Origin of the sequence: Siminovitchia sp. FSL W7-1587, from assembly GCF_037963795.1 — a bacterium.
GTDB classification, from domain to species: domain Bacteria; phylum Bacillota; class Bacilli; order Bacillales; family Bacillaceae_C; genus Siminovitchia; species Siminovitchia thermophila.
In genome coordinates, this window is sequence record NZ_CP150169.1 from 1,953,612 (window position 1) to 1,967,453 (window position 13,842).

Annotated in this window: 13 protein-coding genes; 5 read left to right on the forward strand and 8 right to left on the reverse strand. The window is 42.8% G+C overall.

The window, feature by feature from the left end; genetic code table 11:
* The first annotated feature begins 140 nt into the window (after positions 1-140).
* Both NST31_RS09000 and NST31_RS09005 read left to right on the forward strand, forming a co-directional pair.
* Positions 141-1,760 (forward strand): spore germination protein, encoded by a 1,620-nt coding sequence (locus NST31_RS09000; RefSeq protein WP_339165145.1) that lies wholly within the window; start codon positions 141-143, stop codon positions 1,758-1,760.
* Positions 1,750-2,970 carry a Ger(x)C family spore germination protein gene (locus NST31_RS09005; RefSeq protein ID WP_339165147.1) on the forward strand — a complete coding sequence of 407 codons (1,221 nt, stop codon included), beginning with the start codon at positions 1,750-1,752 and terminating at the stop codon, positions 2,968-2,970. The genes NST31_RS09000 and NST31_RS09005 overlap by 11 nt, the downstream gene beginning before the upstream one ends.
* 36 nt (positions 2,971-3,006) lie before the next feature.
* Here NST31_RS09005 and NST31_RS09010 read toward each other — a convergent pair whose 3' ends face one another.
* Positions 3,007-4,095: a GerAB/ArcD/ProY family transporter gene (locus NST31_RS09010; protein WP_339165149.1), complete on the reverse strand. Its 1,089-nt coding sequence runs from the start codon at positions 4,093-4,095 to the stop codon at positions 3,007-3,009.
* Positions 4,096-4,207: 112 nt separating this feature from the next.
* Here NST31_RS09010 and NST31_RS09015 point away from each other — a divergent pair, with 112 nt between their 5' ends.
* A complete protein-coding gene (locus tag NST31_RS09015; protein ID WP_339165151.1) occupies positions 4,208-4,447 on the forward strand; it encodes a hypothetical protein in 240 nt (79 codons plus the stop codon).
* A 251-nt stretch (positions 4,448-4,698) separates the two neighbouring features.
* Here NST31_RS09015 and NST31_RS09020 read toward each other — a convergent pair whose 3' ends face one another.
* Both NST31_RS09020 and NST31_RS09025 read right to left on the reverse strand, forming a co-directional pair.
* Positions 4,699-5,154, reverse strand: a complete 456-nt coding sequence (locus tag NST31_RS09020) for a hypothetical protein (RefSeq protein WP_339165153.1) — start codon at positions 5,152-5,154, stop codon at positions 4,699-4,701.
* A 5-nt stretch (positions 5,155-5,159) separates the two neighbouring features.
* Positions 5,160-6,164 (reverse strand): DUF3231 family protein, encoded by a 1,005-nt coding sequence (locus NST31_RS09025; RefSeq protein WP_339165155.1) that lies wholly within the window; start codon positions 6,162-6,164, stop codon positions 5,160-5,162.
* A 504-nt stretch (positions 6,165-6,668) separates the two neighbouring features.
* Here NST31_RS09025 and NST31_RS09030 point away from each other — a divergent pair.
* Positions 6,669-7,787: an FAD-binding oxidoreductase gene (locus NST31_RS09030; protein WP_339165156.1), complete on the forward strand. Its 1,119-nt coding sequence runs from the start codon at positions 6,669-6,671 to the stop codon at positions 7,785-7,787.
* A 29-nt stretch (positions 7,788-7,816) separates the two neighbouring features.
* Here NST31_RS09030 and NST31_RS09035 read toward each other — a convergent pair whose 3' ends face one another.
* Positions 7,817-8,011, reverse strand: coding sequence for a hypothetical protein (locus NST31_RS09035; protein ID WP_339165158.1), 195 nt, complete (start codon positions 8,009-8,011; stop codon positions 7,817-7,819).
* Between the two features lie 88 nt (positions 8,012-8,099).
* A complete protein-coding gene (locus tag NST31_RS09040; protein WP_339165160.1) occupies positions 8,100-8,357 on the reverse strand; it encodes a hypothetical protein in 258 nt (85 codons plus the stop codon).
* Between the two features lie 290 nt (positions 8,358-8,647).
* Between NST31_RS09040 and NST31_RS09045 the strand changes: the two genes are divergently transcribed.
* Complete coding sequence (locus NST31_RS09045; protein ID WP_339165507.1) at positions 8,648-9,640, forward strand: zinc-binding dehydrogenase; 993 nt, start codon at positions 8,648-8,650, stop codon at positions 9,638-9,640.
* 225 nt (positions 9,641-9,865) lie between these two features.
* Here NST31_RS09045 and aspA read toward each other — a convergent pair whose 3' ends face one another.
* From aspA to NST31_RS09060, 3 genes are all read right to left on the reverse strand, one after another.
* Positions 9,866-11,293, reverse strand: coding sequence for an aspartate ammonia-lyase (gene aspA / locus NST31_RS09050; RefSeq protein ID WP_339165162.1), 1,428 nt, complete (start codon positions 11,291-11,293; stop codon positions 9,866-9,868).
* Positions 11,294-11,644: 351 nt separating this feature from the next.
* A complete protein-coding gene (locus tag NST31_RS09055) occupies positions 11,645-12,985 on the reverse strand; it encodes an MATE family efflux transporter (RefSeq protein WP_077113829.1) in 1,341 nt (446 codons plus the stop codon).
* A 29-nt stretch (positions 12,986-13,014) separates the two neighbouring features.
* On the reverse strand, positions 13,015-13,839 hold the full coding sequence (locus NST31_RS09060) for a carbon-nitrogen hydrolase family protein (RefSeq protein WP_077113830.1): 825 nt from the start codon (positions 13,837-13,839) through the stop codon (positions 13,015-13,017).
* Positions 13,840-13,842 lie beyond the last annotated feature (3 nt).

Consider the following 13,842-nt stretch of genomic DNA (forward strand, 5'->3'; position numbering starts at 1 on the left):
ATAATGGTCACGATATAAAAAAAACGAAACGTCCATGCGCAATCGACATTTAAATGAGTTCTCGAAATATTTACCCAAAGAATACAACCGGAGCGATATGGACAAAAAAGGAATACAAGCACTGGAAGGTAATTCTCATTATGTCCTCATTCTTCAAACGACTTAAGAAAAAACAAAACAGCATACATCATGAGGCAGTCAAAGAGAAGAAAGCCATCTCCACATCATTGTCGGCCAACCTGGAACTGGTCAAACAAAGAACAGGAAACAGTTCTGATATTTCGATCCGGACTTTGAAAATAGGTGAAGTATCTCCCAAATGTCTGGCGATTATTTTTATTGAAGGAATTGTTGATACAAAGGCTATAAATGAGAAGATTGTTGATTCAATCATGAGTAAGTCTTTTCCTGATCATGATTCTTCCCAGCATTTAATTCAATCACTGACAGATGAAGGGATAGCAATCGGAAGCATTAAAACGGTAAACACGCAAGAAGATCTTTTCCTTGCTTTAATGGATGGCAACACAATCATTCTTCTTGATGGAACAGATCAGGCCATCATTGCCAATACAGCAGGCGGAGAAACACGGTCGATTCAGGAACCGGAAAGTCAAGTCTCCGTTCGCGGGCCGAGGGATGGTTTTACTGAGTCAATCCAAACGAATATATCCCTTGTCAGACGCCGGATCAGAAATCCGGATTTATGGGTTGAATCAATGAAGATAGGCAAAAAGACAAAAACAAACGTAGCAATCATGTATTTAAATGGCCATGCGAATGAGAAAATCGTTGCTGAAGTCCGTCATCGATTAAAAAAAATTGATATAGAAAGCATACTTGAGTCCGGATATATTGAACAATTGATTGAGGATCAGGCATTTACTACCTTTCCAACCTTGTATCATTCGGAAAGGCCTGATGCAGTTGCAGGTAATATTCTGGAAGGAAGAATTGCCATCTTTGTGGATGGTTCACCCTATGTTCTTTTGGCTCCCGCCGTCTTTATCCAGTTTTTTCAATCGGTTGAAGATTACTATGCACGCTTTGATATTATAACAGCTCTCCGCTTTTTGAGGATATTGACTTTTTTTATATCCATTATTGCGCCTTCAGTATATATTGCAAGCACTACTTTTCACCAGGAAATGATACCGACACAGCTTGTGATTATTATTGCGGCACAGCGGGAAAACGTTCCTTTTCCGGCATTCGTCGAAGCGCTCATCATGGAAATTACATTTGAAATTTTACGAGAAGCAGGAATTCGGATGCCCAGAGCGGTAGGATCTGCCATTTCAATTGTCGGAGCGCTTGTGATAGGACAGGCAGCTGTTCAGGCAGGCATTGTTTCCCCGGCGATGGTCATTATTGTATCTATTACTGCGATCGCCAATTTTGCAACCCCATCGTTTACCATGGCGATTTCAGCAAGATTAATTCGATTCTTATTTATGTTCTCTGCTGCCGTATTCGGACTATATGGAGTCATCTTAGGCATGATTTTGCTTACGGTACATTTATGCGCTTTGAGATCGTTCGGAGTTCCTTATATGACACCCCTTGCTCCAATATCTCCTGACAATGTTGGAGGCGATACACTCGTTCGCGCACCACTATGGAAAACAAGAGAAAAGGCAAATTTGATTATGAAGCAAGGTGAAAATTTATATTCAGAAGACATGGACAAGCCAAAGCCTCCCCTCAGCCGGGGAATCATCACACGGAAAAAGAAAAAAGGTGACACGGATGAAACATAGAAGGATGATTTGTCTGTACCTTGTTATCTATGTGCTCCTCTCGGGTTGCTGGAACCAAAGGGAATTGACGGATATGGCGATGGTTTCCGCAATTGGTATTGATATAAACGAAAACGGTTCATATGTGGGGACCTTTCAAATCGTGAATCCCACCGGTGTGCCAGGAACACTTCAAGGAGGAGCCACAAAAGGTTCATCTGTCGTAACGTATACTGCAACGGGGAAAAATATGGTGGAGTTGAGCAGGCGTGTGTCAAACAAAGTTTCCAGAGTCATCTTTTACTCCCATGCCAACTTGGTGGTGATAGGGGAAAAGCTGGCTAGGGAAAAGGACATTTCCAATGTATTGGAAGCATTGGATAGGGATATTGAATTTCGCAAAACATCAAAGGTTGTCATTGCCCATCGTTCAACAGCAGCAGAACTATTAAAAGTAACCACTCCTCTTGATAAAGTACCGGCAAATAAACTGACTAAGACACTGCAATTCTCGGAAGAAAGATGGGGCGACACTTTTTCGGTGAATGTCCAGGAATTAACCGAATCCTTGACAACTGAAGGAAAAGAACCAGTTATACCGGGTTTTAAAATCACAGGAAATATAGAAGAAGGAAAGAAGGATGAGAATATACAAATGATTGATCCCGATACAGTTCTTAAGGCTGTGGGAGTAGCTGTTTTTAAAGGTGGAAGACTGGTGAGTTGGCAATATGATCAAGAAGCAAGGGGCCTCGTATGGATCTTGGATAAAATCAAGCAAACGAATATCTCTGTTGATTGGGAAAACGAAAAGAACGCGATTGCCTATCAACTACTTAGGGCAAACACAAAAGTGAATGCTGAGATGGAGAATGAAAAGCCTGTGATATCCATTAAAATTAGCGCACAGGGAGACGTTGGAGAAGTCACTGTTCCCATTAACATAAAAGATCTGCATGTACGGACAGAAATAGAAAACAAGGTAGAAAAGGACATTAAGAATCTGATACAGCACTCCATTAAGCGTATACAGTCGGAACAAACAGACGTTTTTGGCTTCGGGGAAAAAATCTACCGATCATATCCAAAAAAATGGAAGAAACTTGAACATGACTGGAATGACAAACATTTCCCGACTTTAAAGGTAAACGTAAAAGTGGATGCATCGATCATTAGATCTGGTTTAAGGAATAATCCTTTTATATTGCAAATGAAAAGCAATGAGGAATAATGTCTATCGAAATGATTCCAGTTTAATTTCTGCCGCCTATCCTTTCCTGTTTTTAAAAATTGCGATCACAAGCAGTATAAAAGGAATGATCACCTGAAAAGGAAGATGCAGATAAACCGGGATCATTTCCAACCCTTCTTCAAAATGCTCGGACATGTTACTTGCAATCACAATTGAAAATATCAAAACAACGTACCCGATGGGAAAAGCAAGACGGGAAGGCTCTTTTAGATGAAACAAGTCGGCTGTACCAATCACGACTACATAAAAGAAAATACTTATTTTGAAAAATCCAAGAATAATCATGGCCAGCATAAAAAAAATATCCAGGCGCTCCAAAAATTGCGCCAATTCAATGGCTTGAACCGTAACGAGAGGGAATTGAGTCCGCGAAATATACGCTGCCCCCAGCACACTTATATTGACGACTGTACTTATCGCCAGATTAATCCCGCTTAATCCGATGGCGAATATAGCCGTCGCTTTTAACTTACTCGGATGTTTCAAATAAGGAAAGATCATACAAAAAGCGACCATTTCACCAAAAGGAAAATAGATATTTTGGGTCATGGCCATTTTTACAACGGGGATGATGCCATGCTCAAGAACCGGCCTTAATTTATCGAAATTGATCAATCCTGATAAAACGATTAAAATAAAGCCGATAATAGCCAGTAAATAAATAAAAATGAAAAATACTTCTCCTGTTCTCGCCAACACTTCGATTCCTTTTTTGATCGTATAAATAACAACTAACAATAATAATGCTTGATTGACCGCAATAGGTGTGTTGGAATAGCCCAAGATGGCAAGCATTTCACCGAAATCCCTAAGTACCCTTGCAGAAAGGTACACAAAATATATCAAATAGAGAAAAGCGAGAATCCTTCCAAAAAATGTTCCGATGATTTTCTGCAAATAGGTTGTCGGCAAAGCATCGGGATAGTATGTATAAATACGGTAATAGATGAAAAATAGCAAAATACCACCGATTAACCCAATTAACACAGCAATCCAAGCATCCTGTTTTACATCAGTAGCTAATGGTAATAACAAGGCACTGCCCAGTTGGAATAACAGGATGAGAACAAATAATTGGTATGAACTGATTTTTGCCTTTTCCACGGATAAATCACTTCCTGTACGCAAACCCTAAAATGGGTTCATTTTTCGTTTTATCCCAAATGAATCATTTTTATAACAAACCGGTATGGCGTGTATGAGGAAGTGATCATGATTGAAATTAATTGGCATCATATTGCTCATGATGATATCGATGACCATTTTTTCCATCATCATAGACATTTATTTATTAGGTTTTGACTTGAGGTATGCAATCATTGATTGGTTTCGGCCTTTCTTTGTCACAACGTTTACCGAAAAAATTATTTTCTCCCTCTATCCCCTATTAATTATCGTGCAGCCGATTGTTTTCTATTATCAAAAAAGAAAACAAAATATAAAGAACGGCAGATAACACTCTGCCGTCACGCTGTCGAGAAACCCTCGAAAGCTTCATCACGACAAACCCACTTCTCACATTTCGAATGAAGCGACTTTGGGGCGGTATGATTTCTATTAGATTACTCGGAATTGGGAAGCATTCGCGAATTTGAAGAATTACGAGCCCTCTTTCTCCACTTACTCGCGAATTTGAAAAATTATATCCACTTTTGAGCTATTACAATCCGCTTTCGTTTCAGTGAGAAGAATCCATATTGCCGTTCATTAAAATGCCGAACGTTTGATGATCACTTTTTTCAATGCAAGTCCTACAGCGATCCCCGGGATAACGCCCAACATGGGCAACCAAAGGGGGCCCAGCAAGACGCCAAACAATTTTATCTTTGCTGAAAAAACAATACCCAAAGTGACAAAGTAGGCGGTGATCGCAAAAGGAAGAAAGGAATAAGGTTCTTTTCCTCCCCCGGCATCTTTGTAAGCGTCCCACATCGCAAAAAAATATATACAAGGATAAAACATGAGCCACTGAAAATTTGCTTCACTGACCGCTTTATGAATATCACCATGGAAACTGGAAATAATGACCACATTAAAATTGGCCATGATGTTCACTAAAAGCTCCAGCAAAAGCAGTACAATTCCTTTTACATATTTGCCGTTTAAAAATTGTCCGAAACCGGGGAAGGCAATGCTCCAAAATAACGCTTCTTTCGCTCTCACAACTTTTAACCTTTCGACAACTCTTTTCGATCTGGAGCGGAAGGCGGCTTTTCAAACCATCCATTGTCAATCATGATCTGTGTCCCATCCATCACATATTCTCCGACTTCAACCATTAAACGGCTATAGGCAGTCGCTATATCTTTCCGGGGGCTTCCTGCCAAGCTTTGCCCATAAAAGCTCATTCCGTGATTGTTTAACGCATTTGTATGAAACATCAGCAGTTTGTCAGAAAATACGTGGTCTGTAGACTCAGTCACATTTAATCCCAGTGAAACAGGTGTTAATATGTTGCTTTCGGATAAAAACTTACCAAAAACAGCACTATGGTGCTTGGCGATTTCAGATCCTCTAGTCATGAATTTGCGCACTTCTTTCGTCTGGGCAATTTGTGCAAAACCTGTCAATAGAGCCCCTCCAAGGGTATTACGGAACAAATTCAAATATAAAAAAGAAATCTCTGTACTTGTTAAAGGTCTTTGGTCTCCCATCCAGCCAGCCAAAAAATGCCGTTTTTCAACGAATTCAGTTAATGTTGGATACGGAATAAAGGGCGAACGAATGAACACGCCTTTTTCCTGCAGTACATTTGCTGAACGATTAAACAAATCAGCAGAAGAATTCAGACTAGAGGTAAAATGCTGGCGTATATCCTGCCGCGCTGATTGTGCGACTGCAAGACTGTATGAACCCATTCCCATTATGCCCAAGTTGGTGACATATTGAAGGATCATGACATCATTATAAATACGCGGAGCCTTCACATTGACGTCATGCTCTGTAAATCCTACCGGAATGTGGATTCCTTCTGCTTTATAAAAAGCTCTGGCGGTCTCAACCCGCTTTTCAGATAACTCCAAGGCGTATGCAACACAAACTCTTACATCTGGATCTTCTATATGCTCCAAAAAATAAGAAGTAACACAAACCACTAACGTATCTTTCAAGTACGACATAAAAAAAACAGACAACTCACTAGCTGTTAATTGAATGTGATCATGACTCGTCATTAGAATTTAACCTCCATTTTCATCTGACAAAGGATAGTATTTCCTATATGAAAAATCTTATGTCTATAAAGATGGAGCGATCTTTCACTTCTTGACAAATGAAAGCGATTATTCTGACGTTGAAGGTTAAACAGCATTCACTGTGATGGAAATGATGATCTTCCAAAAGAATTGGCAGCACTAATTACCGCTTTTTGGCATTACAATTTTATGTATGTTAATTTATATAACGAGGCCATTGTGTGAATCACATTTGGAAAAGTGAAGCGGAGCCACTGGGAGGCTTGCTTACGAAGAGATCTGTCACATTGAACTGAGCGCCAAAATCGGCGAAAAATGGGCATGACCTAAACTGCCATTTGGAAAAGAACAGCTTGATGTTGATGCTGATGCCGTTGATCGACGAAGAGTAAACGGGGGCTCGGAGGAGAGAAAGGTGGGACGGACATTCACTGGGCGTATACACATAGATAAAAAATATGATTCATAAAAAGGAGGGAAACAATGGAGAGAATAATCGTAATTGGCGCCGGAATACTCGGAGCTTCCACTGCATACCATTTAGCCAAAAAAGGAGCGGACGTGACAGTGATCGACCGCAGGGATAAAGGACAGGCGACAGATGCGGCTGCCGGCATCGTTTGTCCTTGGCTGTCCCAACGGCGCAACAAGGCATGGTATTCACTAGCCAAAGGAGGCGCCGCCTTTTACCCAAGCCTCATTTCCAGCCTTGAAAAGGAAGGCGAAACGGACACCGGCTATGCCCGCGTGGGAGCCATCAGTGTGCGCCCCGAACACAAAACGCTGGTGGAAATTGAAAAAGTCGCCTTAAAAAGGCGGGTAGATGCACCTGAAATCGGTGACATTCAAGTTCTTGGTCCAGCGGAAGCGCAAAAGTTGTTTCCGCCGCTTTCTGAAGGATACGGGGCGGTTTATGCAAGTGGTGCCGCGCGCGTGAACGGCCGAAAACTCCGTGATGCGCTACTGCGAGCAGCTGAAAGACATGGCGCGCGTATCATTTTTGGCGATGCCGCATTTATGCTGAATGACGATCGGCTTGACGGGGTAAAAACAGAGGAGGATTTATTTAGAGCGGATACATATATTGTGACAGCGGGGGCCTGGGCAAAAGAACTTCTAAGAACGCTCGGGATCGAGTTTCGGGTCAAAGATTTGAAAGCCCAAATCATCCATATGAAGCTCCTCCATGAAAAAACGGATGAATGGCCGGTCATTATCCCGCCCGGAAACCAATATATTGTCCCGTTTGAAAATGGAAGAATAGTGGCGGGAGCAACGTACGAGAATTTTACTCATTTTGATGTTCGTGTGACCGCCGGAGGGATGCATGAAATTTTACACAAAGCGCTTGATATCGCGCCCGGACTTGCTGACAGCACCATTCTTGAAACGAGGGTCGGATTCCGGCCATATACACCCGGCTCTCTCCCTGTCATCGGGCCGCTTCCGGGTTATGGCAATGTTTTGGTCGGAAACGGACTTGGCGCAACCGGGCTTACCGCCGGACCATTATTAGGCTCCGTCCTCGCCAAAATAGCACTGGGACAACAGCCCGGCGTTGACTTGGAACTCTATCATATTGCAGGGGCGATTCAACAATAAGATCAAAGGGGCACTCCCTCCCCCTCCGTTTACCAGAATATTCCAATCAATATAATCGCGCCCAATATAAAGCCGCCAACCTGGGAAATGACTTGTGGTGTGAGAACCGGTTTCGGTGTAAAATATTTAATATCCTCTATATCTTTTTCCAATTTTTCTATCTTCGCGTTTAATGCTTTTATTTCGTTAATCAGTTGCACATTGGTATTCTCTTGATCCGCCATAGTAATATCGGCCTCCCCTCTTCTTCAATATAACATACGGTTGAACAAGAGAGTTTGTTTCATTTTTTTCACTAAGATCGTGAACGCTCTATGCTTCTTTTTTCATTGCCATAACAGTTCGCTTTGAAGCGGTGACCATAAAATAGAATGTGAGATGGTCCGGGATGCCAATGATATTTAAACCGTTTGTATTCCACTGCTTCAAGTCATTTTTGAAGTTGATGTCTAAGAGAATAATCCAATACACACGAGGATTGGTATTTTTTTCATGAGCCATTTTTGATGCCAATTGATTTTCCAGCCCAATACATGCTCCACTTTCTGTACATGATGTTAAACATGACACTATTTTAATGGTCCTCCCCCTTCGTTTTATCCTCGGCTGTTCTCCCTTTGGTAAAACCCGTCAACATAAAGAAATCTGATTTAGCGCTAAGCCATTGGGCACGAGTTGCACTTAAGGTTGCAACATGTACATATTCACTTTTTCAACAAATGATTTTTCTTTCTAAAACATGATCAAAAACGCGATAGGCTTTTGGCATCATTAAATAGTACTAGAAACATACGCAAATGTTCCGTATGATAGAATAGAAGATAAATCGAAAGAATTATTTTACTAACGGAGGGATGATGTTGAAAGCGATTGTTCATGAAGGAAAATCGGGAATGAATGGCCTTTTGCTCCGTGATATGGAAGAAGTGCAACCGGGCGCCGGCGAAGTGAAAGTTAAATTAAAAACAGCAGGGATGAATCACCGCGACCTGTTTGTGCTTCAGCGCCACAAACCGACTGATCCGCCACTTATCATCGGGTCTGATGGGGCTGGCATTGTCGATGCAGTTGGTGAAGGCGTTACCAATGTTGAAGTGGGAGAAGAGGTCATCATCAATCCGGGGTTGGGTTGGAAAAAGACGAGTGATGCACCGCCCCAAGGTTTTGAAATTGTGGGACTTCCATTCCATGGAACTTTTGCCGAATACATAGTGATTCCGGCGGAAAACGCCGTACCGAAGCCAGAATTCTTAATTTGGGAAGAGGCTGGTGTACTGTCATTGGCAGCTCTTACCGCTTATCGCGCCCTTTTTACGAGAGGAAAAGTTACACCGGAAACAACAATACTCCTTCCCGGAGTAGGGAGCGGCGTTATTACATTTATTTTACAATTTGCCAAAGCAGTGGGCGCCACCGTGTATGTCACATCACGGTCCGAAGAAAAACGCAGACAGGCCATCGATCTTGGAGCCGACAAAGCCATTGACAGCAATGACGATTGGAACGAAGCATTGGAAGGGGAAAAGGTGGACCTAGTCATTGAATCTGTCGGAGCTGCCACATTCAACAAATCGATCGCCCAACTTCGTCCCGGCGGTACAATTGTGACGTTTGGCGCATCGGCGGGCGACGAGGTGAAATTGGATCTCCGAAACTTCTTCTACGGCCAATTCAATTTGCTCGGATCCACGATGGGAAGCGCAGAGGAATTTCAAGAAATGCTCAACTTCATTGAAAAGCATCGCATTAAACCAGTCATTGACCAAATCTTTCCGTTAAGCAAATATGAAGAAGCCTTTCAGCGGTTGGCAGACGCCGAACAATTCGGCAAGATTGGCTTTTTGATAGATTAAGAAAGTGCCAAGCTTTGGGCGCTCCCTCTCCTACTCTTTTACAAATGTTGCGGTATCACCATTTTCTACTTTACCTTTTAAGGGATATATCCTTTTTGGACGTTCCTTCCTTTGAAAAAAGCCGACACCAGGCAATATTTATAATGGGCAGTGTGAGTGCCAAAGCTTGATCATTCCAAAAGAAAACAACCCGAACCGATACCCAAGCCGGTCCGGGTTGTTTCATTATTTCCTTAATAAAGACGCTCCTGCTATGCCCGGGTTCGTCATTTCATAAGGATCAAGGATTTGATCTAATTCGCTTTCTGTCAAAACACCCAACTCAAGGCAAAGCTCCCTGACGGATCGGCCCGATTGTAACGCTTCTTTGGCAATGGCCGCCGCCGCTTCATACCCGATATGCGGATTAACAGCAGTAATGATACCGATACTCGATTCAACATAGTTTTTCATTCTTTCTTCATTTGCTTCAATGCCGGAGACACATAATTCTGTAAACACTTTGAATCCATTCGTCATGACAGTGATGGATTCAAGCAAGTTGTACACAAGGACCGGTCCCATTACGTTTAATTCAAATTGCCCCGCTTCCGACGCAAGGCCCACCGTTTGGTCATTTCCGATTACTTGGAAGGCAATTTGGTTGATGAGTTCGGCCATAACGGGGTTTACTTTCCCAGGCATGATGGACGATCCGGGCTGTCGTGCCGGCAAACGGATTTCTGCAAGGCCGGTAAGCGGTCCGGACGTCATCATTCGTAGGTCGTTCGCGATTTTGGACATATTAATCATGCATATTTTTAATGCGGCAGATACTTCTGTATAAGCATCCGTATTTTGGGTCGCATCCACCAAATCGTCGGCGGCAACGAGCGGCAACCCGGAAATGTCGCGCAAATGACTGACAGCCAATTCAATATAGCGCGGATCAGCATTTAAACCGGTTCCAACAGCGGTTGCGCCCAAATTGACTACAAACAGGTTCTCACGTGTATTCTTGATTCTTTTTATGTCTCTTTCGATGACACGGCTGTATGCGCCAAATTCCTGGCCAAGGCGAATGGGAACCGCATCCTGTAAATGTGTTCTTCCCATTTTGATCATGTGGTCGAACTCTTTTTGCTTGTTGACAAAAACGTCCCGCATCTCCTCCATTGTGCACAATAATTCGTCCAATACACGCAACACGGCAACATGTATGGCGGTCGGAACCGAGTCATTCGTTGATTGGGACATATTAACATGTGAATTGGGGCTGATGACGGAGTATTCCCCCCGCTTTTTCCCCAATATTTCAAGTGCGCGGTTGGCGATCACTTCATTGGCGTTCATGTTCATCGACGTGCCAGCACCGCCTTGAATCGGATCAACAATAAATTGGTCATGGAGCTTTCCGTCAATAATTTCTTCGGCGGCTTGCACAATCGCTTCTCCCAATGAAAAAGCAAGCAACTCTACTTCCATATTCGCAAGTGCGGAAGCCTTTTTGACAATGGCGAGTGCCCTGATTAATTCTGGATGCAGCTTGTTTCCAGTGATTGGAAAGTTCTCCACCGCTCTCATCGTTTGAATTCCGTAATAAGCAGCGGCGGGGACTTCTTTTGAGCCGAGAAAATCCGACTCAATTCTCAACTCTGTTACCGTAGTTCCCATTTTTACTGTCCTCCAAATTACATATTCCAATATAAAACGCTACCCGGATCACAATTTGATCCGGGCTAAAAAATGATTTGATAGTCCTATCTTACAACGTAAATATCTTTTTGGAAATAGAAACTGCCAGAAATAAATAAAAATAATATAAATTGAGCTAGCTTGACGAAAGTTCAATCAGAAGACTGCAGTGTCACGTCCGAGCGTTTTCTTATCCCTATTTCGGGTTTAGCGGAAGTTCAGCAAGAAGACCGCCCACTTACCCGAACTTCCTACCCCATTTTACTATGGGCTTTTAGATAATATGAGCCAAATATTTTTTCCATTTCGTTCTAAAAAATTTTGACGATATTATGTTTTTGTTTTAAAAAGTTCCCGTTCCCGCCATTTTCCGTACTTATAGTAGCCGAATGCCAGCATACTGCTGATGACAAAACTCGTGCCTATGCCATAGCCGATCCCTTTTTCCGCAAAAAATTGGGCGAATAAAAATGTGAGTGGATAACGCAGCAACCAAAAAGAAATGATGTTCAGGACGAGTACTTGAAACATCGCGCCCGAAGCCCGGACAACGCCGTTCCAGACAAAATTAAATCCAAGAAAAGGGTAGAAAAAAGCGACGATTTTCACATACTCGGTGCCAAATGCAACCGCTCCCGCATCCTGAATGAACATCCTGATTCCCCAGCGGGCAAAAATAAATATGAGCAAGGCCGCCACGAGCATCGCACCCAAGTTCAAAAATGTGGCGTAAATGGTTATTTTCCTAACCCGATCCCACTTGTTCACCGCAATATTTTGGCCGGCCATGCTATTGACAGCAGTACCGAGCGCGTGTGCGGGAAGCATGATGATGCTGTCAAGCCGTTGGGCAGCACCAAATCCGGCCACAACATCCCCGCCGAATCGGGTGACAACACTCATAATGGCAGCCATGCCGGCAGAGATGACGGTCATCTGCAGTCCAGCAGGAATGCCCTGCCGCAAAATGAGCAAAGCTTCTTCTTTTTCCGGAAGCGCCGGCCTGGAAAACGGAATCATTTTTCGAGAAATACTTATGAACAAACCATAGGAAAAAGCGGAGCCCTGCGCAATGATTGTAGCCAACGCCGCCCCTTCAATCCCCCACTGAAAAACATATATGAACAAAGGATCAAGAATCGTATTGAGAATAACCGCCATCATGACAAATCGAAGTGGCGTCTTACTGTTTCCCAGCGCCCGAAAAACTGTGCCAATAAAATTATAGCCGAACAAAAAAAGAATCCCGAGAAAGTTAATTCGCAAATAGCTTGCCGCCTGTTCCAGCATTGCATCCGGAGTTCCTAAAAACAGTAGAATGTTTTTCGCAAACACGAACCCCACCATACCGAGAAGCAAGGATAACCCGCCAAGAATGACAACAAAGGCATTTACAAACATGCGAAGCCTTTGCTCATCATCTTTCCCTTTTAATTGGGAAAGTATCGTTAACGTTGCATGATTGACACCAATGATAAAGGACAGTACCGTAAAAATAACCGTGCTAGAAAGCGCCACCGCACCGAGCGCATCCGCCCCCAACAAATTTCCCACCCATAAACTATCAATAAATTGATAGGAAACTTGAAGCAGATTCGTCAATAAAATCGGAAGCGAGAAAACGAGCAGCTGCTTTCCAATCGGCCCGGTTGTAAAATCATGTTGCCTCACGAAGGATTTCATTCCTTCCCAAACGATATTTATATTTGTTCTTTGATAACTCCGTTTACCAAACCTTCTGAACGATATAAGTCTACCCTGCGATTATTAATATAATCAAGCAGCCCCTTCGCCGTGTTTGTTTGGGCAAAGTCAATGTCCACCGTGGAAATCAATTCGTTATTATATGACTGGTAAATGGTTTTTCCCGTTGGATGGATTACCTCGCTCTCTCCAAAAAAGATATGGTCGTTTTCCAATCCAACCTTATTCGCCAACGCAACAAATACATGGTTTTCCATGGCTCGCGCCCGCAAAAAGACGCTTTGGTATGTCTGATACGGCACCATATTTGCAGCCAGCACCAAAATAAGGCGCGCTCCTTTTTGGGCAAAAATGCGGGATGTTTCGGGAAACTCCATATCATAGGTAATCATGACAGCTATTCTGCCGAAGGGCGTGTCAAACACCGGACAAGAATCACCAGGAGAAAACCATTGTTTCTCGAAATCAAAAAGATGGGTTTTTCTATACTTGCCAATGATATCTCCATTTTTATCAATGACGATGGCAGTATTATATATATGGTCGTCTTCCTTTTCTGGAAGACCGACGATCATTCCCGTTGAATGTTGACTGGCTATTTCTCGCATATAATTTACACTCTCGCCTTCAATCGGCTCTGCCAGGTCCGTTACATTTTCATTTAAAGTATAACCTGTCAAGTACAGTTCGGGAAATAGCACATAGTCCGCTTCTTGTTTCCCGGCTGCTTCAGCAACAGTTTGGGCAATTCTGTAAAGATTTGTTTTCTTGTCATATAAATGACTTCTTAATTGCGCAAGCGCTAAGCGCATGACTGCCATCAC

What these genes read in the sequence shown, in the direction of transcription:
- NST31_RS09035 (WP_339165158.1), bottom strand. Translation starts at nt 8,011, where the DNA reads ATGGCGGATCAAGAGAATACCAATGTGCAACTGATTAACGAAATAAAA.
- NST31_RS09030 (WP_339165156.1), top strand. Translation starts at nt 6,669, where the DNA reads ATGGAGAGAATAATCGTAATTGGCGCCGGAATACTCGGAGCTTCCACT.
- NST31_RS09025 (WP_339165155.1), bottom strand. Translation starts at nt 6,164, where the DNA reads ATGACGAGTCATGATCACATTCAATTAACAGCTAGTGAGTTGTCTGTT.
- NST31_RS09000 (WP_339165145.1), top strand. Translation starts at nt 141, where the DNA reads ATGTCCTCATTCTTCAAACGACTTAAGAAAAAACAAAACAGCATACAT.
- NST31_RS09060 (WP_077113830.1), bottom strand. Translation starts at nt 13,839, where the DNA reads ATGGCAGTCATGCGCTTAGCGCTTGCGCAATTAAGAAGTCATTTATAT.
- NST31_RS09005 (WP_339165147.1), top strand. Translation starts at nt 1,750, where the DNA reads ATGAAACATAGAAGGATGATTTGTCTGTACCTTGTTATCTATGTGCTC.
- aspA (WP_339165162.1), bottom strand. Translation starts at nt 11,293, where the DNA reads ATGGGAACTACGGTAACAGAGTTGAGAATTGAGTCGGATTTTCTCGGC.